At 68.3% G+C, this 21297-nt stretch carries 20 protein-coding genes and 1 tRNA gene; 17 read left to right on the top strand and 4 right to left on the bottom strand.

Annotated elements, in window-relative coordinates; genetic code table 11:
• The first annotated feature begins 55 nt into the window (after window positions 1-55).
• The 9 genes from BLO63_RS04565 (at window position 56) to BLO63_RS04525 (ending at window position 10151) form a co-directional block, all read left to right on the top strand.
• Entirely contained in the window at window positions 56-787 is a 732-nt protein-coding gene (locus tag BLO63_RS04565; RefSeq protein WP_091437064.1) for a CDP-alcohol phosphatidyltransferase family protein, read from the top strand.
• Between the two features lie 46 nt (window positions 788-833).
• Window positions 834-1811 (top strand): quinone oxidoreductase family protein, encoded by a 978-nt coding sequence (locus tag BLO63_RS04560; protein WP_091437062.1) that lies wholly within the window; start codon window positions 834-836, stop codon window positions 1809-1811.
• A gap of 208 nt (window positions 1812-2019) precedes the next feature.
• Window positions 2020-3570: an ABC transporter ATP-binding protein gene (locus BLO63_RS04555; protein WP_091437281.1), complete on the top strand. Its 1551-nt coding sequence runs from the start codon at window positions 2020-2022 to the stop codon at window positions 3568-3570.
• On the top strand, window positions 3560-4636 hold the full coding sequence (locus BLO63_RS04550; protein WP_091437061.1) for an ABC transporter permease: 1077 nt from the start codon (window positions 3560-3562) through the stop codon (window positions 4634-4636). Before BLO63_RS04555 ends, BLO63_RS04550 begins: the two co-directional genes overlap by 11 nt.
• Window positions 4629-5552: an ABC transporter permease gene (locus BLO63_RS04545; RefSeq protein WP_091437060.1), complete on the top strand. Its 924-nt coding sequence runs from the start codon at window positions 4629-4631 to the stop codon at window positions 5550-5552. The genes BLO63_RS04550 and BLO63_RS04545 overlap by 8 nt, the downstream gene beginning before the upstream one ends.
• 98 nt (window positions 5553-5650) lie before the next feature.
• A complete protein-coding gene (locus BLO63_RS04540; protein WP_091437058.1) occupies window positions 5651-6730 on the top strand; it encodes a BMP family ABC transporter substrate-binding protein in 1080 nt (359 codons plus the stop codon).
• 145 nt (window positions 6731-6875) lie between these two features.
• The gene (locus BLO63_RS04535) at window positions 6876-8156 is read left to right on the top strand and encodes an allantoate amidohydrolase (protein ID WP_091437056.1); all 1281 of its coding nucleotides are present in this window, start codon (window positions 6876-6878) and stop codon (window positions 8154-8156) included.
• Window positions 8153-9370 (top strand): ArgE/DapE family deacylase, encoded by a 1218-nt coding sequence (locus BLO63_RS04530; protein ID WP_091437054.1) that lies wholly within the window; start codon window positions 8153-8155, stop codon window positions 9368-9370. Before BLO63_RS04535 ends, BLO63_RS04530 begins: the two co-directional genes overlap by 4 nt.
• A gap of 16 nt (window positions 9371-9386) precedes the next feature.
• Complete coding sequence (locus tag BLO63_RS04525; RefSeq protein ID WP_091437052.1) at window positions 9387-10151, top strand: bestrophin-like domain; 765 nt, start codon at window positions 9387-9389, stop codon at window positions 10149-10151.
• Window positions 10152-10176: 25 nt separating this feature from the next.
• On the opposite strand, the gene rimO is transcribed toward BLO63_RS04525, so the two are convergent.
• The 3 genes from rimO to BLO63_RS04510 all read right to left on the bottom strand — a co-directional run bounded on the left by rimO (window position 10177) and on the right by BLO63_RS04510 (window position 12698).
• Window positions 10177-11538: a 30S ribosomal protein S12 methylthiotransferase RimO gene (gene rimO / locus BLO63_RS04520; RefSeq protein WP_091437050.1), complete on the bottom strand. Its 1362-nt coding sequence runs from the start codon at window positions 11536-11538 to the stop codon at window positions 10177-10179.
• A gap of 110 nt (window positions 11539-11648) precedes the next feature.
• The gene (gene hmuQ, locus BLO63_RS04515; protein WP_091437049.1) at window positions 11649-11978 is read right to left on the bottom strand and encodes a heme-degrading protein HmuQ; all 330 of its coding nucleotides are present in this window, start codon (window positions 11976-11978) and stop codon (window positions 11649-11651) included.
• Between the two features lie 150 nt (window positions 11979-12128).
• The gene (locus BLO63_RS04510) at window positions 12129-12698 is read right to left on the bottom strand and encodes a hypothetical protein (RefSeq protein WP_091437047.1); all 570 of its coding nucleotides are present in this window, start codon (window positions 12696-12698) and stop codon (window positions 12129-12131) included.
• A gap of 565 nt (window positions 12699-13263) precedes the next feature.
• Between BLO63_RS04510 and BLO63_RS04505 the strand changes: the two genes are divergently transcribed.
• Window positions 13264-13539, top strand: a complete 276-nt coding sequence (locus BLO63_RS04505) for a hypothetical protein (RefSeq protein ID WP_091437046.1) — start codon at window positions 13264-13266, stop codon at window positions 13537-13539.
• A gap of 144 nt (window positions 13540-13683) precedes the next feature.
• Window positions 13684-14451 carry a hypothetical protein gene (locus BLO63_RS04500; RefSeq protein ID WP_091437044.1) on the top strand — a complete coding sequence of 256 codons (768 nt, stop codon included), beginning with the start codon at window positions 13684-13686 and terminating at the stop codon, window positions 14449-14451.
• Window positions 14452-14515: 64 nt separating this feature from the next.
• On the opposite strand, the gene BLO63_RS04495 is transcribed toward BLO63_RS04500, so the two are convergent.
• Window positions 14516-15409 carry a LysR family transcriptional regulator gene (locus tag BLO63_RS04495; protein WP_091437042.1) on the bottom strand — a complete coding sequence of 298 codons (894 nt, stop codon included), beginning with the start codon at window positions 15407-15409 and terminating at the stop codon, window positions 14516-14518.
• Window positions 15410-15526: 117 nt separating this feature from the next.
• On the opposite strand from BLO63_RS04495, the gene BLO63_RS04490 reads away from it, so the two are divergent.
• From BLO63_RS04490 to BLO63_RS04465, 6 genes are all read left to right on the top strand, one after another.
• Window positions 15527-16255: an SDR family oxidoreductase gene (locus BLO63_RS04490; protein ID WP_091437040.1), complete on the top strand. Its 729-nt coding sequence runs from the start codon at window positions 15527-15529 to the stop codon at window positions 16253-16255.
• Between the two features lie 98 nt (window positions 16256-16353).
• Window positions 16354-16629: an Atu4866 domain-containing protein gene (locus BLO63_RS04485; RefSeq protein WP_244517639.1), complete on the top strand. Its 276-nt coding sequence runs from the start codon at window positions 16354-16356 to the stop codon at window positions 16627-16629.
• A gap of 241 nt (window positions 16630-16870) precedes the next feature.
• Window positions 16871-16960 (top strand) — tRNA-Ser (locus BLO63_RS04480).
• The gene (locus BLO63_RS04475; RefSeq protein WP_244517606.1) at window positions 16933-17742 is read left to right on the top strand and encodes a helix-turn-helix domain-containing protein; all 810 of its coding nucleotides are present in this window, start codon (window positions 16933-16935) and stop codon (window positions 17740-17742) included. The genes BLO63_RS04480 and BLO63_RS04475 overlap by 28 nt, the downstream gene beginning before the upstream one ends.
• Window positions 17743-17945: 203 nt before the next feature.
• A complete protein-coding gene (locus tag BLO63_RS04470) occupies window positions 17946-19676 on the top strand; it encodes a type I secretion system permease/ATPase (protein WP_091437279.1) in 1731 nt (576 codons plus the stop codon).
• Window positions 19673-21169, top strand: coding sequence for an HlyD family type I secretion periplasmic adaptor subunit (locus BLO63_RS04465; RefSeq protein ID WP_091437035.1), 1497 nt, complete (start codon window positions 19673-19675; stop codon window positions 21167-21169). Before BLO63_RS04470 ends, BLO63_RS04465 begins: the two co-directional genes overlap by 4 nt.
• Window positions 21170-21297: the final 128 nt, after the last annotated feature.

The following is a 21297-nucleotide window of genomic DNA, read 5'->3' as shown; positions in this document are numbered from 1 at the left end:
AGAGGCAGGCGGCGATCCCCCGGGACGCGCGGTCGCAGGAGGAAAGCCGGTGGCGATGACAACCAAGTCGCTCAGCGCGGGTCCCGCTGGACGTCGCACTCTGGCTTTCGCCGTGCACATCTTCACCGCCTCGGGCGCGGTCTGCGGGTTGCTGGCGCTGATGGCGGCGGTGGAAGGCCATTGGGCGCTGATGTTCGCCTGGCTCGGCCTCGCCCTGTTCGTCGACGGCATTGACGGCACCATGGCGCGGCGGGCGAAGGTGGGCGAGGTGCTGCCGCGCTGGTCGGGCGACACGCTGGACCTCGTGGTCGACTATCTTACCTATTGCCTGGTGCCGGCCTTCGCGGTGGCGAGCGGCGGGCTGATGCCGTTCTGGCTGGCGGTGGCGGCGAGCGCCACCATTTTGCTCACCAGCGCGCTCTATTTCGCCGACACCTCGATGAAGACCGACGATTTGTATTTCCAGGGTTTTCCGGCGGTGTGGAACGTCGTGGTGTTCTATTTCTTCCTCGTGCCGCTCAATCCCTTCGTGATTGCCGGCATCATCGCCCTGCTGGCGGTGGGCACCTTCCTGCCGATCAAGTTCGTCCATCCGTTCCGCGTCGTGCGCCTGCGCCTCCTCACCCTGGCGCTGCTGGCGCTGTGGGCGGTGCTGGCGATCGTCGCGGTGCTGGAGGACATGCGGCCGGACCTGTGGGTGACGGTCGGGCTGTGCGCCTGCGCGCTCTATTTCACCCTGTTCGGGGCGATCCCCTCGCGCAAGCGGGCGGCCGAGCCGCGCCCCTGAGCGCCGGCGGGCGCCCCACCTCATTCCCAACCGGCTGGAGAGCACGATGGCTGCGGCGATTCGCGTCCATGAATTCGGCGGACCCGAGGTCCTCACCCTTGAGGAGGTGGCGCTTGGCGCCCCCGGGCCGGGGCAGGTCAAGCTGCGCCACACGGCGATCGGCCTCAATTTCATCGATACCTATTTCCGCAGCGGCCTCTACACGCCGCCGAACGGCTTGCCCTTCATACCCGGCAATGAGGCGGCGGGCGTGATCGTGCAGATCGGCGAAGGGGTCAGCGGCTTCAAGCCGGGCGACCGTGTCGCCTATGGCTCGTCGCTCGGCGCCTATTGCAGCGAGCGGATCATGCCCGCCGCGCCGCTGGTGAAGCTGCCCGATTCGATCGCCGACGAAACCGCCGCCGCGATGATGCTGAAGGGCATGACGGCGCGCTATCTGCTGCGCCAGACCCACAAGGTGAAGGCCGGCGACACGCTGCTGGTACACGCGGCCGCCGGTGGCGTCGGGCAGATCCTCTGCCAGTGGGCGACGCATCTGGGCGCCACCGTCATCGGCACGGTGGGTTCGGCGGCCAAGGCGGAGATCGCCAAGGAATGCGGCGCCGCCTATGTGATCAATTACAGCGAGGAGAATTTCGTCGAGCGGGTGAAGGACATCACCGAAGGCGCACTCTGCGACGTGGTCTATGACGGGGTCGGGCAGGCGACCTATCCGGCCTCGCTCGACTGCATCAAGCCGCGCGGCCTGTTCGCCAGCTTCGGCAATGCCTCCGGCGCGATCAAGGATTTCAGCCTGCTCGCTTTGTCGCAGAAGGGCTCGCTCTACGCGACGCGCCCGACCCTGTTCACCCATATTTCCAACCGCGACGACCTGCTGGCCAATGCAAGCGACCTGTTCGAGGTGGTCGGGTCGGGCGTGGTGAAGATCCCGGTGAACCAGCGCTACCGCCTCGCCGAGGCCGCCGACGCGCATCGCGACCTCGAAGCGCGACGGACCACCGGGTCGACCGTGCTTCTGCCGTGACGGTATCCTACTCCCGGATTCTGACGCAAAACGCGCCATTTTCCGGACCGGACGGACCAGACTTTAGGCTTGCTCCCGAGATCGGCCATGCCATTCTGCCGGTGGTCCGTCACAGAAGCGTCGTCCGTATGAACCTCCGCTCCCGGCGAAATCCCGACCTGACAGGCGCCCCCGGCGACGCCTGCCGACAGCCGCGCGGGTGATGGGCATGGGGGATGCGCAGGACACGCCGGACGCGCTGCTCGAAGCCGTCAAGCTGACCAAGAGGTTCGGTTCGCTGGTCGCTAACGACCATGTCAGCCTCGCCATCCGCGCCGGCGAGACCCATGCGCTGCTGGGGGAGAACGGCGCCGGCAAGTCGACGCTGGTGAAGATGATGTGCGGCCTGCTGCAGGCCGATTCGGGCGAACTGCTCTATGAGGGCGCGCCGATCGTCTTCCCCGATCCCGCCAGTTCCCGCGCCAAGGGCATTGGCGTGGTGTTCCAGCATTTCGCCCTGTTCGACGCGCTGACCGTGGTGGAGAATGTAGCGCTCGGGCTGCCAGGCCACCAGCCGCTTGCCGTGCTCGCCGCGCGCATCGACGACTGCGTGCGCCGCTATGGCCTCGGCGTCGAACCCTATCGGCGGGTCGGCGAGCTTTCCGTGGGCGAGCGCCAGCGGGTGGAGATCGTGCGCTGCCTGCTCGGTGATCCGCGCGTGCTGATTCTCGACGAGCCGACCTCGGTGCTGACCCCCGACGAATCGGAAAACCTGTTCCGCACCGTAGACCTGCTGACCAATGAGGGCAGGGCGGTGCTGTTCATCAGCCACAAGCTCGACGAGGTGCGCCGGCTTTGCCACCGCGCGACGGTGCTTCGCGGCGGCAAGTTCATCGCCGAGGTCGACCCGAAGCAGGAATCCTCCGCCAGCCTGGCACGGCTGATGGTCGGCGCCGAGGTGCCGCGCACGCCGCGGATCGCGGCCCATGCGCTTGGCGAGCCGCGCCTGCTGGCGCGCCACCTCAGCGTCGCCGGCGATGGATCGCGCGGCTCCGCCCTGCACGACATCAATATCGAGGTCCGGGCCGGCGAGATCGTCGGCATTGCCGGGGTTGCGGGCAATGGCCAGACCACGCTGTTCGACGCGCTGTCCGGCGAGACGCAGGTGGCCGATCACGAGAGCATCGTCATCGACAAGGTCGTCGCCGGCGGCTTCGGCCCGACCGAGCGGCGGGCGCTGGGGGCCGGCTTTGTGCCCGAGGAGCGCCTCGGCCATGCGGCGGCCCCGGATATGCGCTTGTCGGACAATGTGCTGCTCACCACCCATGGCGATGGCCATATCGTCAAGGCCGGCCTGATCCGCCGCGCGACGCTGTTCAGCCGCTTCCAGCAGATCGTGAAGGGGTTTGACGTGCGCTTCGGCGGCAAGGACCCGAAGGCGCGCCGGCTGTCGGGCGGCAACCTGCAGAAATTCGTCATCGGCCGCGAGGTGCTGCGCGACCCGGTGCTGATCGTGGTCGACCAGCCGACCTGGGGCGTCGACGCCGCGGCCGCCGCCTTCATCCGCACCACGCTGCGCGAGCGCGCCGCGCAGGGCTGCGCGGTGCTGGTGATCAGCCAGGACCTCGACGAATTGCTTGAGTTCGCCGACCGCATCGCCGTGATGAGCGAGGGCCGGCTGACCGCGCCCGTGCCGGTGGCGGAAACCTCGCGCGAGGCGATCGGCCTCGCCATGGGCGGCTCTCATTCGGCCGGCGGGGAGGGCCACCATGCCGCTTAGGCTCGAACGGCAGGAAAATATCTCACCGCTGCGGCACGCCATGGCGCCTGTTGTGGCGGCGCTGGTGACGCTGGTGGTCGGCGCGGTGATGTTCGTCGTGCTCGGGCATGATCCCGTGCGCGCCTTCACCATCTATTTCATCGAGCCGCTGGGCGACGCCTATACGCTGCAGGAACTGGTGGTGAAGGCCTCGCCGCTGCTGCTGATCGGCATAGGGCTTTCCTTCTGCTACCGCGCCAATCGCTGGAACATCGGCGCCGAGGGGCAATATGTCGCCGGCGCCGTGCTCGGCTCCTGGCTGGCACTGGCGACGCATGGCATGGAGGCGGGGCCGTGGGTGCTTCCGGCCATGCTGGTGCTCGGCGCGCTTGGCGGGGCGCTGTGGGGGCTGATCCCGGCCTTCCTGCGCGTGCGCTTCGGCGCCAGCGAGATCCTCACCAGCCTGATGCTGGTTTATGTCGCCCAGCTCGGGCTCGACTATCTCGTGCGCGGCCCCTGGCGCGACCCGCAGGGCTTCAATTTTCCGCAGAGCGTGACCTTCGACGATGTGGCGCTGATGCCGCTGCTGATGGAGGACGGGCGGCTGCATGGCGGCATCCTCATCGCGCTGCTGGCGGTGATCGCCGCCACCTTCGTGCTCGGGCGCACGCTGGTCGGGTTCTCGATCGAGCTGGCGGGCTCGGCGCCGCGCGCGGCTGCCTTCGCCGGCTTCGACGAGAAGCGCGTGACCTATGGCGTGTTCGCGGTTTCCGGGGCGCTGGCGGGGCTGGCCGGCATCATCGAGGTCGCCGGGCCGATCGGCCAGCTGCAACCGACCATCTCGCCCGGCTACGGCTTCACCGCCATCATCGCCGCCATGCTCGGCCGGCTGCATCCGGTGGGGATTCTGGTGGCGAGCCTGGTGCTGGCGCTGACCTATATTGGCGGCGAGGCGGCACAGATCAGCATGCGCATGCCTTTCGACGTGACCCGGGTTTTCCAGGGAACGCTGCTGATCGCCATTCTGGCGGCCGACATTCTGGTGCGCTACCGCATCCGCCGGGTGGAGGGCACGACCCATGCTTGATGCGGCGATCATCGGGGCGGTTCTCGCCAGCATCGTGGCGGCGGCGACCACGCTGCTGCTGGCCTCGCTCGGCGAATTGGTGGCCGAGCGCGCCGGCACGCTCAATCTCGGCGTCGAGGGGATGATGATCGTTGGGGCGGCGGTCGGCTATGTCACCGCCTACGGATCGGGCAGCCTGCTGCTCGGCACGCTGGCGGCGGTGCTGGCCGGCATGGCGCTCTCGCTCGTCTTCGCCGTCCTCGCCATCTGGCTAGCCACCAACCAGGTGGCGTCGGGCCTCGCCACCACGATTCTCGGGCTCGGTCTCGCCGGACTGATCGGCGCCAGTTTTGTCGGCACCCAGCTGGAGGGCGCCCCGCCGCTGCATATTGCCGGGCTGACCGACCTGCCGATCCTCGGCAAGGCGCTGTTCGGGCAGGATGCCTTCGTCTACGTCTCGCTGCTGCTGCTGGCGGCGGTGGCCTATACGCTGACGCGCACGCGGATCGGCCTCGTGCTGCGGGCGGTGGGCGAGAATCACGCGGCGGCGCATGCGCTCGGCCACCCGGTGCGGGGCATCCGCACGCTGGCGGTGATGTTCGGCGGCGCCTGCGCCGGGCTGGCGGGCGCGCATCTGTCGCTCGCCTATACCCCCTTCTGGGCCGCCGACATGACGGCGGGACGCGGCTGGATCGCGCTCGCCCTGGTGGTGTTCTCCGCCTGGCGGCCGCTCTGGCTGCTGGCCGGCGCCTATCTGTTCGGCGCGGTCTCGATCTTGCAGCTGCATGTGCAGGGCTTCGGCCTGGGCATTCCCTCCCAGCTGCTGTCGGCGCTGCCCTACCTGGCGACCATCATCGCGCTGGTCGTCATCTCGGCGCTGAAACACGGACGGGGCGCGCCCGCCTCGCTCGGCGTGCCTTTCGTGCCCGATCGCTGAACCCGACATATGGGCCGCGTCATGGCGGCCTCCCGGCGCGCGAGGCGGTCGCGCCCGCCGGTGATCCCCGAGGCCGCGATGAGGGAGCGGAGACGTTCATGCGGAAGATTCTCTCCATGGCGGTCGCCATCGCCGCAGGCCTCGCCCTTGCCGGCGGGGCGCCGGCGCAGGCGGCGGAGAAGCTGAAGGCGGCCTGGGTCTATGTCGGGCCGGTCGGCGATTTCGGCTGGTCGTACCAGCACGACCAGGGCCGCAAGGCAGTCGAGGCGCATTTCGGCGACAAGGTCGAGACCACCTTTGTCGAGAATGTCGACGAGGGTCCCGACGCCGAGCGGGTGATCGAGCAGCTGGCCCGTGCCGGCAACAAGCTGATCTTCACCACCTCCTTCGGCTTCATGGAGCCGACGCTGAAGGTGGCCAAGCGCCACCCCAACGTGTTCTTCGAGCACGCCACCGGCTTCAAGCGGGCCAAGAACGTCTCGACCTACAACGCCAAGTTCCATGAGGGCCGCTATGTCCTCGGGCAGATCGCGGCGAAGACCTCGAAGACCGGCACGATCGGCTATATCGCCTCCTTCCCGATCCCGGAGGTCATCGCCGGCATCAATTCGCTGATGCTCGGCGCGCAGTCGATCAATCCCGACATGAAGATCAAGATTGTCTGGGTGAACTCCTGGTTCGACCCCGCCAAGGAGGCGGACGCTGCCAAGGCGCTGATCGACCAAGGCGCCGACGTGATCTCCCAGCACACCGACAGCCCCGCCGCCATGCAGGCGGCCGAGGGGCGCGACGTGATGGCGTTCGGCCAGGCCTCGGACATGATCAAGTTCGGCCCGGATTCGCAGCTCACCGCCATCGTCGACGACTGGGCGCCCTATTACATCGAGCGCGTCCAGGCGGTGCTCGATGGCACCTGGACCTCCACCGACACCTGGGGCGGGATGAAGGATGGCGAGGTCGTCATGGCGCCCTACACCAACATGCCCGACGACGTGAAGAAGATGGCCGAGACCACGCAGGCGGCGATTACCTCGGGCGCGCTCAACCCCTTCAAGGGCCCGATCTACAAGCAGGACGGCACGCTCATGGTGAAGGAGGGCGAGGTCCTGGCCGACAAGGACATCCTGTCGATGAACTGGTATGTGAAGGGCATCGACGACAAGGTGCCCGGCCAGTAACAGGGCGCAGGCATCAGGAACGTATCGGCGGCGTGGACCTTTCACGCCGCCCACGTTGCCAAAGGTGGCGCCATATGCGATTGCGCTTGCACAGGAGCGCGGCCCCCATGCCCGGCCGCGCGGCCGGAGGCGCCGTGTCGACCCTATGACGATCCCCGTGGACATCGCGGCCCTTGGCGCCCGCGCGGCGGCGATGATCGAGCAGCTGGGCGCGATCTCCTCGGCGCCGGACAATCTCACCCGCCTGTTCCTCACGCCCGAGCACCGGCGCGCCGCCGATCTCGTCGCCCGCTGGATGGGCGAGGCGGGGCTGGCGGTGAGCGAGGATGCGCTCGGCACGGTGCGCGGCGCCTGGCATCCCGCCGGCCCGGACGCGCCGCGCCTGCTCATCGGCTCGCATATCGACACCGTGGTGAACGCCGGGAAATATGACGGCGCGCTCGGCGTCATACTCGGCATTCTCGCCGTCGAGGCGGTGGCGCGGGGCGGGCTGACGCCCGGCTATGGCATCGATGTGCTCGCCTTCGGCGACGAGGAGGGCACGCGCTTTCCCACCACGCTGTCGTCCTCCGCCGCCTGCGCCGGGGTGTTTCTCCCCGCCAGCCTCGCCGCAATGGATGGCGAGGGCATCAGCCTCGCCGAGGCGCTGCGTGCCTATGGCAAGACCCCCGACGACATCGCGACCAGCGCCTATGACCCCTCGCGCGTCATCGCCTATGTCGAGGCTCATATCGAGCAGGGGCCGGTGCTGGAGGCCGAGGACGCGCCGCTGGGCATCGTCACCGCGATTGCCGGTGCCTCGCGCCTCTCCATCACCGTCACCGGCGAGGCCGGCCATGCCGGCACAGTGCCGATGCGCCTGCGCCGCGACGCGTTGGCGGGCGCCGCCGAAATGGCGCTCGCGGTCGAGCGCATCGCCCGCGCCGGCACGGACGGCATGGTGGCCACCGTCGGGCGCATGCATGTCGAGCCCGGCTCGGTGAACGTGATCCCGGCGCGGGTGGTCTTCACCGTCGATCTACGCTCCGCCTCGGACGCCTCGCGCCGCGCGGCGCTGACCCGATTCGAGGCCGACGCCCATCGCATCGCCGAACAGCGCGGCCTCGGCGTAGTCATCTCGGCCTTTCATGAGGTCGCAACTGTTCCCTGCTACCACGACATTCAGCGACGGCTGGGCGATGCCGTCGCCTCGCTCGGGGCGCGGGCGCCGCTGCTGCCTTCCGGCGCCGGCCATGACGGGCAGGCGATGGCAAAGCTCTGCCCGGTCGGCATGCTGTTCGTGCGCTGCAAGGGTGGCATCAGCCATAACCCGGCGGAATATGCGTCGCCCGGCGACATGGGGATGGCGGCAGCGGCCCTCATCCGTTTCATCGAACGGTTTCAACAGCCCCATTACAATGGCGGCACAAGCGGAGCACAGACGTGAGCAGTTCCGGCGACACTGACAGGTTGGCGCGCGAGGTCGATTTCCTCAAGGCACTGGTGCGCGTACCCAGCGACAACCCGCCGGGCGACTGCGCGCCCCACGCCGAGATTGCCGGCCAGCTGCTGGAAGAGCTTGGCTTCGAGGTGGAGCGCCATGCGGTGCCGGAACCCTATGTGCTGGCGCATGGGATGAAGTCGGTGGTCAACCTGATCGTCCGCGAGCGCTTCGGCACCGGCAATGGCCCGGTGATCGCGCTCAACTCGCATGGCGACGTGGTGCCCCCCGGCGAGGGCTGGACCTATGATCCCTATGGCGCCGAGGAGCGGGGCGGGGCGATCTATGGGCGTGGCGCGGCGGTGTCGAAGTCCGACTTCGCCACCTATGCCTTCGCTTTGCTGGCGCTGAAGGAACGTCCCGACGGCCTAGACGGCACGGTCGAGCTGCATTTCACCTATGACGAGGAAGCGGGCGGCTTTGTCGGCCCGCAATGGCTGCTGGAGCACGGCATCAGCAAGCCGGACCTCGCCATCTCGGCCGGCTTCTCCTATGCCGTCGTCATCGCCCATAATGGCTGCCTGCACCTCGAAATCGTGGTGCGCGGCAAGCAGGCGCACGCCGCGATGCCCGAGACCGGGGCGGACGCACTTGAGGCCGCGACCGGCATTCTCGACGCGATCTATGCCGAGCGCCGCCGCCTCAACGGCATCACCAGCGCCACGCCCGGCATCGGCTCGCCGAAGATCACGGTGGGTCTGATCTCGGGGGGCATCAACACCAATGTCGTGCCCGACCGCATCGTCATGCGCGTCGACCGCCGGCTGACGCCGGAAGAGAATGGCGAGAGCGTCGAGGCGGAGCTGCATGCGCTGGTGGAGCGCGCGGTCGCGGGGCGGGCGGGGATCGAGATCGAATGCCGCCGCATCATCCTCGCCGAGCCGCTGCGCACGCTGCCGGGCACCGAGCGGCTGGTGGAGACGATCCAGAAGCACGCCGCCGCCGTGCTGGGCGAGACCCCGCCGGCCACCGCCGTGCCGCTCTACACCGATGCGCGACACTATACGGCGGCAGGGGTGCCGACCGTGCTCTATGGCGCCGGGCCGCGCTCCATTCTGGAAGCCAACGCCCATGCCGCCGACGAGCATGTGCGGATCAGCGACCTCAAGGCCGCGACGCAAGTGATCGAATCCACGCTGCGCGACCTGCTGAAACCTTGAGGCCGGAGCGCACCACGTGACCTGGAGCCGCTTGTTCGTCAGCGAGTATTTTTCGGTCTTCGTGGTGTTCGTCGCAACCCTCCCTCTGCTGGCGGGGTGGGCCTGTTACTGGCTGGCGATGCGCCCGGGCCTCGTCGCCGTCTTCGTGCCCCGGGATCTGCAGACTTCCTATCTCAGCGCGCTGACTCTGCCCTTCGCGCTGTTCCTCGCCTTCATGGTGAGCGACATCTGGAACCGCGAGACGCTCTACGCCAAGACCGTGCTGCAGGAGGTGCAGCGGCTCGACGCCATGCTCGACATTTCCCGGGTGTGCGGGAAGAGTTGCGTGCCGGTGGATGACGCGGTGGGCGGCTATGCGCGGGCGCTTTCCCGCTACGAGTGGGACGAGGGCTGGGTGCGGCCGCACGCGGATGTCTCGGTGGCGTTCGAGGCGCTGGTCGACACCATCGCCACCGCCGAGGCGGATGCCAGCGTGCCCACCTATATCCGCAACGTGCTGCTCTCCGGCCAGCTCGATCTGCGCCGGCTGCGGACTGACCGCTATTTCATCCTGCACGCCGACCTGGCGCCGCATCGCTGGATCGTGGTGATGGTGCTGGGAATGCTGTCGCTGATCGGCCTGGCGGCGCTGCATGTGGGCAAGCGCTACCAGCTCATCATCAGCCTATCCACCTTCGCCATCGCCTTCTCGATGACGGTCGCCTACACGGTCGTGCTGGCCTGGCCGACCGTGGACGAGAGCATCATCCCGTCCGAGCAGTTGCGGCGGGTGCTGGAGTGAGCGCTGGCGGACCGGGCGGCGGGCGTCAGTAGCCCACCGCCGTGCCGTGCAGATCATAGGCGTCGGCGCGCTCGATCTTCACCGTGACGATCTCGCCGACGCGCAGCGGACGGCGCGCCGCGACATGGACCACGCCGTCGATCTCCGGTGCGTCCGCCTTCGAGCGGCCGATCGCCACGGTGGGGCCGATCTTGTCGATGATCACCTGCTGGCGGCTGCCGACCTTGCGCTTCAGGCGGCGCGCGCTGACGCGCTGCTGCACTTCCATGAAGCGCTTCCAGCGTTCCTCCTTCACCTCGTCCGGCACCATCTCGGCGCCGAGAGCGTTGGCGGGGGCACCGTCCACCGGCTCATATTTGAAGCAGCCGACGCGGTCGAGCTCGGCCTCTTCGAGGAAGGCGATCAGTTCCTCGAACTCGGCCTCGGTCTCGCCGGGGAAGCCGACGATGAAGGTGGAGCGCAAGGTGAGGTCCGGGCAGGCGGCCCGCCAGGCCTGCACCCGGGCCAGCGTCTTCTCCTGCGCCGCCGGGCGCTTCATCCGCTTGAGAACGGTGGGGGAGGCGTGCTGGAACGGAATGTCGAGATAGGGAAGGATGACGCCCTCCGCCATCAGCCCGATCACCTCGTCGACATGGGGGTAGGGGTAGACATAGTGCATCCGCACCCAGGCCCCCAGCGTGCCGAGCTCGCGCGCCAGGTCGAAGAAGCGGGTGCGCACCTCCCGATCCTTCCACTGGCTCGGCGCGTAGCGCAGATCGATGCCATAGGCGGAGGTGTCCTGCGAGATGACGAGGAGTTCCTTCACCCCGGCATTCACCAGCCGCTCCGCCTCGCGCAGCACATCGCCCGCCGGCCGGCTGACGAGATCGCCGCGCAGCTTCGGGATGATGCAGAAGGTACAGCGATTGCTGCAACCCTCTGAAATCTTCAGATAGGCATAGTGGCGCGGGGTGAGCTTGATACCCTGCGGCGGCACCAAATCGACGAAGGGATCATGCTGCGGCGGCACCGCCTGGTGGACGGCGGCGAGCACGCTCTCATATTGCTGCGGCCCGGTGACGGCGAGCACGCCGGGATGCACGTCACGAATCTGATCGGGCTCGGCACCCATACAGCCGGTGACGATGACCTTGCCGTTCTCCTTCAGCGCGTCGCCGATGGCGGCGAGGCTTTCCGCCTTGGCGCTGTCGAGAAAGCCGCAGGTGTTGACGATGACGAGGTCGGCGCCCTGGTGGTGGCGCGACAGCTCATAGCCTTCCGAGCGCAGGCTGGTGATGATCCGTTCGCTGTCGACCAGCGCCTTCGGGCAGCCGAGCGAAACGAAGGAGATGCGCGGCGCCTCACCGCGCGCGGGGGAGAAGGCGTCGGGGGACGCGATGTCGGCCATGATCGTGGGGGTACCCGGCATTTCAGGATCGCGAGGCGTTACGGCACGCCGCCCGATCCGTCAACTGCGCCGGGGTCGCCCGGTCCTGTCATGCCCCCCGAATCGGGGCGTCAGGCCGCCTGGTCTTCCACCGACTGCGCGAGGACGCTGTCGAACAGCTCAACCTCGGGATGGCCGAGATAGAGCGGCTTGTTGGCGCCGGCGCTGCCATGGGCCTTGCGGAACGCCTCGGAGCGCGTCCAGGCCTCGAAATCCGCCCGCGACGCCCACACCGAGTGCGAGGCGTAGAGCGTGTGGTCGTCCTTGGTCGGCCCGCGCAGCAGATTGAAGGTCTTGAAGCCCGGCACGGTCCTCAGATGGCTGTCGCGCTCGCGCCAGACGGTCTCGAAATCGGCTTCCGACCCGAGCTTCACCTTGAAGCGGTTCATTGCGAGAAACATGGCGCACTCCTGTGTTGACCCGGCGCAGCACACTTAACCCAAGGAATTCCCGCGGTCGATGCGCGATGCCGGCGCAGGTCCGTCGCGGACAAAAAAAAGGGGCGGCTCGCGCCGCCCGCCTATCCTGGAGAGACACGTCCGGAACAGGGCTTACTTCAACTTGTCGACATCGATGCCGAAGGTGACGGCGCCGATGGCCACGTCCTTGTCGGAAATGGTGACGCTGACCTGGGCGATCTTCTTGCCGTCCTCTTCCTCGACCTTGTCGACGAAGATGGTGCCGGGCCCCACCGCATAGGTCTTCTGCCACTTGGCCTCATCCGCCTGCCACAGGTCGGAGGTACCGTCGGTCTGGCCGACATTAAGGCCGCGATTGTCCATCACGAAGGCCTCGGTGATCACGCCACCGGAAGCGTCCTTCTTCTGGATCAGGAACTCGGACAGCGTGTTCTTGCGAACGGGATCGACCACCGCCGGGTCCTTGGCGACCCAGGCCTTGTCCAGCGCGATGATGTCTTCCTGCATCAGCCGCTTGTGCTTCTTGTTCGACTCGACGATGGCGGTGATCACCACCGGATCGCTGAGCCACGGGGTGATCTTCTCCTGCACATAGGCCGTCGCCGGCTTCACATGCGCCGCCTGATCCTGCGCGAAGGCGGGGGCGACCGTGAGAATGCTCGCCGCCGCGGCGAGAGCGACGAACCTGCTGTGGATGTTCATTGGCGTTTCCTCCTCATGGACGATCTTCTGCCGTCCGAGGCTACCGTAGCATGGTGTAACTACGGAAACGCAAGAGGTATTCGACGCTGCAAAGCAGCATGAATAATCCATTCAATTCGCACAAGCGAAATAATTGGGGCGGGAATAGTATAGTGTTTACTATTCACCCAAGATCGAAAACACAAGGTCGCACTCGGGCGTCGGTGGGGTGGCGCCGCGGCTGAAATCAAGGTCGCAGTGGCTGACCAAGGGGAAGAAAGACGAGCCGGCGGCCGAACTAAGCCGTGGCTTCTGCTCGCTACCGCCGACATCACCCTTGCGCGCGTTCTGGAATGCCGCATTCCATGTACGATGTTCCGTATTCTTCATGGAGGACAACAAGGCTTCACGTAAAAGTGTGGCCGCGTGGGCGCCACATTTGCCGTTGCCTGCCGCAAGCGTGCCCCGATACTTCTTGACTGCGTCATTTGGGTGCCAAGATCAGGTGGCAAGGATGTGCCTGCCCATCGAGGGATACGGCCCCGCCCCGACGGGTTTCACAAAAGGCCGAAACGGGAGGTTCCACATGACCAACATTGTTGAAGGACCCGCCTTTCGCCCCGAGCCGCTGCATGTGCTGATCGGCCAGGAAGACATCACCATCGACTCGCTGGACGGCGCGATCGGCTTCATCCGCTCGCTGCGCAATGACCGGCTCGGCCGTTTCGCCGAGATGCTGCTGACCCAGCTGGAGTCGGCCCGCATTCCCCAGCAGAAGAGTGACGCCTGGGTCGCGTTCGCCACCTGGACCGAGGCCTGCCACCTGCGCAACGACGCCCATCACTGGAGCCGGGCCGCGTAAGGTCCGGCAGGGTGCGGCTGATGGAGGCGGGGAGACCCATGCGCTCCCCGCGCGCCGGCGTCACGCCAAAGCTGATGGCGGCGGCCGCGACGTTGCGGTATGCGTGCGGGCGGGGATAAGCGTTTCTTACGTCGAGCAACCGCCTTGAAGTCTGTCACGACCGCCTTTGCCACGCTTGCCGTCGGCGCCACACTTGTTGTTCCGCCCGCAGGTGCCCAGACATTGGGCAGCTCAAATTCGCCGGGGACGGCGACGCCGCAGGAAGCGCCGGTCGCTGCCACGCCGCCCGTCGCCCTGCTGCTCGACGGGCTCGGCGTCTATGTCGAGAGCGACTATATCGGCGTCTCCGCCCTGACCCGGCCGCTGGCGCGGCAGGGATTCCAGACCCGCACCGATTCGCATCTGATGCTGAAGACCAAGGGAATCGTTCCCGATGTCATCATTGGCCATTCGATGGGCGGCGAGACGGCCTTGCGCTATGCCACCGAGCTGGCGCGCGCCGGCTACAAGCCGCCGATGGTCATCACCATCGACGCGGCGCCGGCCCCGCCTGCCTGCACAGTGCCGCGCTGCGTGAACATTGCCGGCCCCGGATTCACCCGGGTGCGCGGCGCCCGCAACGTCAGCGCCTGGGACGCCGGCGCGCGTTTCGTCAACCATGCGCAGCTTCCCACCCACGCCGCAGTGCAGGAACTCATCCTGAAGGAAACCGGCGACTGGATGGCACAGTGGAAAGCGAGCCAGCCGAAGGTCGCGAGCAAAGGCTCCAAGCCGGAGCGCGCTCCCCAGTCGGCGGAATCGGCGTCCCCGCCGGCACCGGCGCCGGCGGCGCCGAAGATGTGGACGATGCCGAGCTGGTCCGTTCCCGGCTGGTCGGTGCCGAATTGGCCCGGCGCGCGCCAGGGCGGCTGATCGCGCTGAGCCGGCCAGGCACTGCCTGTCCGGGCCGACGATCCCGGCCTCGCCAGACCGTGTCTCACTCCCGTCTGTCCCGCACGTGATCGATCAGCGCCCGCAGCTTGGGGGCGAGGTTGCGGCGGTTGGGATAGTAGAGATAGAAGCCCGCAAAGGGCGGGCAGTAGGCGCCGAGGATCGGCACCAGTTCGCCGCGCGCGACGAAGGGGCGGAACGTCTCTTCCATGCCGAAGGTGATGCCGGCGCCGGCCACGGCGAGCTTTATCATCAGGGCCATATCGTTGGTGGTGATCTCCGGCGCCACCGCCACGGCGAAATCCTTGCCCTGCTCGGTGAATTCCCAGCGATAGGGCGCCACATGCGGCGCCGGCCGCCAGCCGATGCAGCGATGCGAGACGAGCGCGCGCGGATGGATGGGCGCGCCGGCGCGGGCGAAATAGCCGGGCGCGCCGACCACGGTCTGGCGCTGCTCGCCCGAAACCGGCACGGCGATCATGTCCTGCTCGATCACCTCGCCCAGCCGCACCCCGGCATCGAACCCCTCGGCGACGATATCGAACTCCTCATCCGTCACTGTGATGTCGATCTGCACGTCCGGACATGCGGCGGCGAAGCCGGCCAGCAGCGGTCCGGCGAGAAACCGCTCGGCGATGGAGGAGACGGCGACCCGCAGCTGGCCGCGCGGCCGTCCGGTAAGGTCGCCGGTGCTCTCCACCGCGGCATGGATCTCGGCCATGGCCGGCGCCAGCGCAGCATTGAGACGTTCGCCCGCCTCGGTGAGGCTGACGCTGCGGGTGGTGCGCCGCACCAGCGCCAGGCCCAGCGTGGCCTCCAACCGCCCGATGGTCTGGCTCACCGCCGAGCGGGTGACGCCGAGACGGTCAGCGGCGGCACGGAAGCTGCGCTCCTGCGCCACCAGGGTGAACACCGCCAGTGCGTTGAGATCCGTCATCATTGATTAGCTACACTTTCCACTGTGTCCTGGCTTGAACCGCTTATCGCGACAATGCCCGCTCGCTACCTTCCTGCCAACGCGAAACCGACGCGTAAGCAATCAAAAAGGAGCAGTGCGATGGCACGCGACAAAGTGGTTCTGATCACCGGCGCTTCCAGCGGGATTGGCGCCGGCATCGCCCGCGAACTCGGCCGGGCCGGTGCCCGGCTGGCGCTGGGCGCGCGCCGCACCGAGCGGCTCGACGCGCTGGCGGCCGAGATCAGCGGCGCGTTCGGCGCCGAGGTGATGACCCGCCACCTCGACGTCACCGACCGGGCGGATGTCGCCGCCTTCACTGAGGCCGCCCGCGCGCACTATGGGCGGATCGACGTGCTCATCAACAATGCCGGCATCATGCCGCTTTCGCCCATGGCCTCACTCAAGGTGGCGGAATGGGACGCGATGATCGACGTCAACATCAGGGGCGTGCTCCATGGGATCGCCGCCGTGCTGCCTGAGATGACGGCGCGCGGCACCGGCCACATCGTCAACATCGCCTCGATCGGCGCGCTCGCGGTGGTGCCGACGGCGGCGGTCTATTGCGCGACGAAATACGCCGTGCGCGCCATCTCCGACGGGTTGCGGCAGGAGAACCAGAAAATCCGCGTCACCTGCGTCCATCCGGGCGTGGTCGAGAGCGAACTGGCCGATACCATCACCGATCCCGTCGCGGCGCAGGCGATGGAGTCCTATCGCGCCATCGCCCTGACCCCGGACGCCATCGGCCGGGCGGTGCGCTTCGTGCTGGAGCAGCCGGATGATGTCGATGTCAGCGAGATCGTCGTCCGTCCCACCGCCAGCAGCTGAGGAGGCCGGCCATGAACCCGTTCCCCCGCGCCCGGGGGTGTCTTGTCGCGCTTTTCGCCGCCTCCTTCTTCTCTCCCCTTGCCGGAGCCGAGCCCACGATGAACCCGACCAAAGCGGCGCCGCCGCAACCCGCCCAGAGCCACCCCTATGTCGGCATGTGGGTGACGCCCGACGGCCATATCAGGCATGAGCTTCTGCCCAATGGCCGCTATGACGAGGCACGCGGCTCCCGGCCGAGCGCCTATCGCGGCCGCTACGAGGTACGCGGCACCCATATCGACTATTGGGACGACACCGGCTTCACTGCCGACGGCACCTTCGTCGACGCCGACACGCTGCACCATGGCGGCATGGTGTTCCGCCGGGCGGAGTGACGGCGCGCGCCCTGTTCCCCTGTGGTGGCGTGGCACGACCGCTTGACGAGCAGGCGCCGAGTGGGGCATGGCTCGCCGGCGATCACGCGCGGGGTCGAGAGGCAGTTCTTCCACCGGCACCAGCGCCGCCCTGGACGGGTGCGGCGCCTGCCGGTACGTGGAGAGCGCCCGGCACCTCTCCGGTGCCCCCCCCCCCAGCCGGAGCGCCGCCCGCGTCGGCTCGATCAGAGCGGCGCGGCAGGGAAGGGTGGCCGAGTGGTTTAAGGCAGCGGTCTTGAAAACCGCCGTGGGTGCAAGCCCACCGTGGGTTCGAATCCCACCCCTTCCGCCATTTCAGTCCCTGAGCGGGCACGGCGTTTGCGCCATCGCCCGCGCGCCCCGATCCCGTCGCCGCGCCAGGCGACGGAATTCAGCGCGAGAGCGCATAAGCGGATTGACACCCCGGGACAGGCCCCGCCATGGTCTTACCGCGAGAGGGCACTGGGGATCGCGGCGGGGACTGCCGGCTACATGTCTGAAAACGATACTCTTTTCGCCCAGAGGTTGCGCTCCTGGCGTCGATTGGTCGGCATCAAGCAGCTCGCCCTCGCGGATATTCTCGGGGTGTCGCAGGCGGCGGTGTCGTACTGGGAAACCGGGCGCGACAAGCCGTCGGCCGAGCTGATGAGGCGGATCGACGACATGATCGCCGGCACCCGCATTGGCGAGGTCGCGCTGGAGCGCGTGTTCACCCAGCGCCAGCCGGGCATCATGGCGCTGTACGATTTCGACGGCATCCGCTTCATGGCGGCGTCGCGCGGTTATCTCGCTCAGTGGCCGGGCATGTCGCTGCTGCAGGGCAAGTCGATTGCACGCCATCTCGTCGACGAGTCCGGCTCGCTGCTGGCGAACGAGGCGATCCGGCGCGACATCCTGTCCGGCAAGCTGGCCCTGATCAGCGGTGTCAGCGACCGGCACACCGACATCGTCGTCGGCACCGCCGTTCGCCATGAATGGAACATCTGTTTCCGCCGTTTTGGGCCCAAGACGCTCCTGTCGATCTCCTTTGAGCCCTGCGACGAGACGAATCCGGTCGGCATCAACGAGGTCAAGCTCTTCACCGACCTGAAATGAGCCGGCCGGCGCCGGGGCGGCGCTTATGAAATATAACCGGCTGTCGTGCGGCGCGGCGATCTTGGCGCCCTTGCTCCGCGCCGCCGGCGCACGCCATAGTTTTGCCTGGCTGACCAAGGCGACGAACATCCAGGAATGAGTGCGCTCACCCCTTCGAGGTGCCACGAGACGGGCGCTGCGTGGCCGATGGCAAGGGCGCGTCGATGACGGCGCGCCGTGCCCCCGGCAGCGTGGCCGGCACCGCCCTCGATGGCAGCCGGAAGGCCCTTCTCGGCGTCGGGCTCTTCAGTGGCGTCACCAACCTGCTGATGCTCACCGGCCCGCTGTTCATGCTGCAGGTCTATGACCGGGTGCTGGTCAGCCGGTCGCTGCCGACCCTGTGGGTGCTCGGTCTCATCGCGACGGCGCTCTACATCGCCTTCGGCATGATCGACTATGCGCGCAGCCGGGTTCTGGCACGTCTCGGCGACCAGCTGGAGGCCAAGTTCTCAGCGCGGGCCTTTCGCCGGGAGATTGCCGACGCCTTCGACGGGCAGGCGACCGAGGGCCGGCCGACCGCGGACCTGGCCACGATCCGCCGCTTTCTCGGCGGACCCGCGCCGCTGGCGCTGTTCGATCTGCCCTGGGTGCCGCTCTATCTCGTCGTGCTGGGGCTTCTCCACTGGTCGCTCGGGCTTATGGGTGTGCTCGGCGTCGCCGTGGTGGTCTCGCTCGCCGTCCTGAATGATCGCCTCACGCGCCTGCCCATGGCCCGAGCGGCCGGGGAGGGGGCGCAGGCGAGCGCGCTGCTGGAAGCCTCCCGCCGCGCGTCCGAGGCGGTGACGGCTCTGGGTATGCGGCCCCATGTGGCCGGGCTCTGGGTCGGGTCGCTGGCGCGCGCGCGGGCCACCGAACGCACCGGCGGTGATGCGGCCGCCCGCATCGCCGCCGTCTCGCGTGGCTTCCGGCTCTTTCTGCAGTCGGCGACGTTGGCCGTCGGCGCCGTGCTGGTCATCGAGCAGGCGGCGACCGGGGGCATCATGATCGCCTCGTCCATCATGCTGGGCCGGGCGCTGGCGCCCATCGACCAGATCGTGGCACAGTGGAAGGCCATGGCCGGCGCCCGGATCGCGCTGGCGCGACTGGAGGGGCGGCTTGCCCTCGATGCCGGCGCCGGACCGAAAATGGATCTGCCGACGCCCACCGGCCGTCTTTCCCTCGCCAACATCATAGCCGCGCCGCCCGGGCTCCGCCGCCCGGTGCTGGAGGGCATCGGCTTCCAGGTCGAACCCGGCGAGGGCCTTGGCATTCTCGGGCCCAGCGCCTCAGGCAAGTCCACCCTCGCGCGCCTCATCGTCGGGCTGTGGCGCCCGCTGAGCGGTAGTGTGCGGCTGGACGGCGCCACGCTCGACCAGTGGGACGCCGACACGCTCGGCCGGCATATCGGCTATCTCCCGCAGGATGTGGAGCTCATCGGCGGCACCGTGCGCGAGGCGATCAGCCGGCACCAGCCCGGCGCGCGGGACGAGGATATCGTCCGCGCCGCCCAGGCGGCGGCGGCTCACCCCATGATCCTGAAGCTGCCTGATGGCTACATGACCCGCCTCGGTCCGGGCGGCGCGGCTCTGTCAGGCGGCCAGCGCCAGCGTATCGCGCTTGCCCGGGCCCTGTATGGCGCCCCCTGCCTGATCGTGCTCGACGAACCCAATGCCAGCCTCGACCAGGAAGGCGATGCCGCGCTGACGGCGGCGTTGCTGGCGGCCCGCAAGCGCGGCGCGGCGGTCATCGTCATCACTCACCGCGCCAGCGGCCTCGCGGCCTGCGACCGGGCGCTCGTACTGAAGGATGGACGCATCGCCGCGCTCGGTCCGAAGGAGGCGGTCCTCCGCGACCTGATGAAGCCCCCAGTCGACGCGGCGGCGCGGCCGGCTCTGGCGACGGAGCGCGGCGCGTGAGCACCGACCCCTCCAATAGCGGCCCGGCTCCGTCCTCCGGCAAGCCGTCTCCGGCGCCCTCCGCCCGGTGGACGCTGTTCGGCCGGCGGCGACGGGCCGCGCGCGGCCCCCGCGCAAGCGAAGACCCGGCCGATCCTGCCGGTCCTCTGCGCTTCGGTGCCGCGGTGTGCGTCGGCGTCGTCCTTGGCTTCGGCGTCTGGTCGGCCCTCGCCATGCTGCAAAGCGCGGTGGTCGCTTCCGGCATACTGGTCACGGAGGGAAGGACCCGCGCCGTCCAGCATCTGGATGGCGGCATCATCAGCGTGTTGGCCGTGCGCGATGGCGCCTCGGTCAGGGCCGGCGACCTGCTGGTCCGCCTCGACGCCACCCGCCATGCCGCCGAACGGGCAATCGTCGAGAACCGGCTCTACGAGGCCCTCGCCCGGCAGGCCCGCCTCAAGGCCGAGCGTGACGATGCCCCAGCGATGACGCGACCCGCCATGCTCGATGCGATGGTGGCGGTGGACCGGCAATGGGCGAATGCCGTGCCGCCAGTCGCCGCGTCCGTGCCAACCGACGGCCTCGCGCCACCCGAGACGGGGGCGGAAATCGCCGACCGCGTGTTCACCGGGCAGGAGCGGCTGTTCCAGGCCCGGCGCGAGACGCTGAAGGCGCAGGTGGCGCGGCTGGAGGCCGGCATTGCCCAGAGCCGAGAGCAGATCGGTGGCCTGGAGGCCCAGCGGGCGGCGGCGCTGCGCCAGCACGATCTCATCGGCCGGGAGCTGGAGGCGGCGCGCGCGCTCAGTGAGAGGGGGTTGATGCCAACCACCCGGCTCCTGGCGCTGGAGCGCCAGCAGGCCGAGCTGGAAGGCGCCATCGCCGCACGCGTCGCCGACAAGGCCGCCATCGAGCAGGGGATCGGTCAGCTGCAGCTGCAGATCCTGGAGCTTGAGCGCGACACGCGCGAGAAGGTGCTGACCGAGCTGCGCGAGGCGGATGCCAATGTGCAGGAGCAGACCGAGGAGCGCATCGCCGCCATCGACAAACTCACGCGCACGGACATCCGCGCGCCGGTGAGCGGCCGGGTGAACGGCCTCGCCTTCCACACCATCGGCGGTGTCATCAAGCCGGGCGACGTGGTGATGGAGATCGTGCCGGACAATGAGAGCCTGATTGTGGAAGCGCGGGCGGACCCGGCGTCGGTCGACCGGATCCACGCCGGGCAACCGGCCCGCATCCGCCTTGCCGCCTTCGACCAGCATTCCACGCCGGAACTGTCCGGCACGCTGCTCGTCGTCTCGCCCGATCGCCTGGTCGATCCCCAGACCGGCGCTCCCTATTATGCGCTGAAGGTTGGCATCGATGCCAACGAGCTGGCACGGCTGCGCCCGGAGCAGACGCTGGTGCCGGGGATGCCGGCGGATGTATTCGTCGTGACCGGCGCGCGCACGCCGCTGAGCTATCTGACGAAGCCGCTGACCGACCAGATGGCGCGGGCGTTCCGCGAGGATTAGTGGCGCGCCCCGCGTCCCGGACCTGCGAGCGAATGCCAACCGCGCAATCGGCTATTCTGACTACAAAGACAAGAAACGAGTATGTCGCGCGCAGTGTGAGCGCCATTATTTGGCGGGCTCTTCACTTA

The organism is Ancylobacter rudongensis, assembly GCF_900100155.1.
Lineage (GTDB): Bacteria > Pseudomonadota > Alphaproteobacteria > Rhizobiales > Xanthobacteraceae > Ancylobacter > Ancylobacter rudongensis.
The sequence above is the reverse complement of the archived record's forward strand: the minus strand, read 5'-3'. Positions and strand labels throughout refer to the sequence as shown.

Coding starts and splice junctions, on each gene's coding strand:
- BLO63_RS04565 (WP_091437064.1), top strand. CDS start 56: ATGACAACCAAGTCGCTCAGCGCGGGTCCCGCTGGACGTCGCACTCTG.
- BLO63_RS04560 (WP_091437062.1), top strand. CDS start 834: ATGGCTGCGGCGATTCGCGTCCATGAATTCGGCGGACCCGAGGTCCTC.
- BLO63_RS04555 (WP_091437281.1), top strand. CDS start 2,020: ATGGGGGATGCGCAGGACACGCCGGACGCGCTGCTCGAAGCCGTCAAG.
- BLO63_RS04550 (WP_091437061.1), top strand. CDS start 3,560: ATGCCGCTTAGGCTCGAACGGCAGGAAAATATCTCACCGCTGCGGCAC.
- BLO63_RS04545 (WP_091437060.1), top strand. CDS start 4,629: ATGCTTGATGCGGCGATCATCGGGGCGGTTCTCGCCAGCATCGTGGCG.
- BLO63_RS04540 (WP_091437058.1), top strand. CDS start 5,651: ATGCGGAAGATTCTCTCCATGGCGGTCGCCATCGCCGCAGGCCTCGCC.
- BLO63_RS04535 (WP_091437056.1), top strand. CDS start 6,876: ATGACGATCCCCGTGGACATCGCGGCCCTTGGCGCCCGCGCGGCGGCG.
- rimO (WP_091437050.1), bottom strand. CDS start 11,538: ATGGCCGACATCGCGTCCCCCGACGCCTTCTCCCCCGCGCGCGGTGAG.
- hmuQ (WP_091437049.1), bottom strand. CDS start 11,978: ATGTTTCTCGCAATGAACCGCTTCAAGGTGAAGCTCGGGTCGGAAGCC.
- BLO63_RS04510 (WP_091437047.1), bottom strand. CDS start 12,698: ATGAACATCCACAGCAGGTTCGTCGCTCTCGCCGCGGCGGCGAGCATT.
- BLO63_RS04505 (WP_091437046.1), top strand. CDS start 13,264: ATGACCAACATTGTTGAAGGACCCGCCTTTCGCCCCGAGCCGCTGCAT.
- BLO63_RS04495 (WP_091437042.1), bottom strand. CDS start 15,409: ATGATGACGGATCTCAACGCACTGGCGGTGTTCACCCTGGTGGCGCAG.
- BLO63_RS04490 (WP_091437040.1), top strand. CDS start 15,527: ATGGCACGCGACAAAGTGGTTCTGATCACCGGCGCTTCCAGCGGGATT.
- BLO63_RS04485 (WP_244517639.1), top strand. CDS start 16,354: ATGAACCCGACCAAAGCGGCGCCGCCGCAACCCGCCCAGAGCCACCCC.
- BLO63_RS04470 (WP_091437279.1), top strand. CDS start 17,946: ATGACGGCGCGCCGTGCCCCCGGCAGCGTGGCCGGCACCGCCCTCGAT.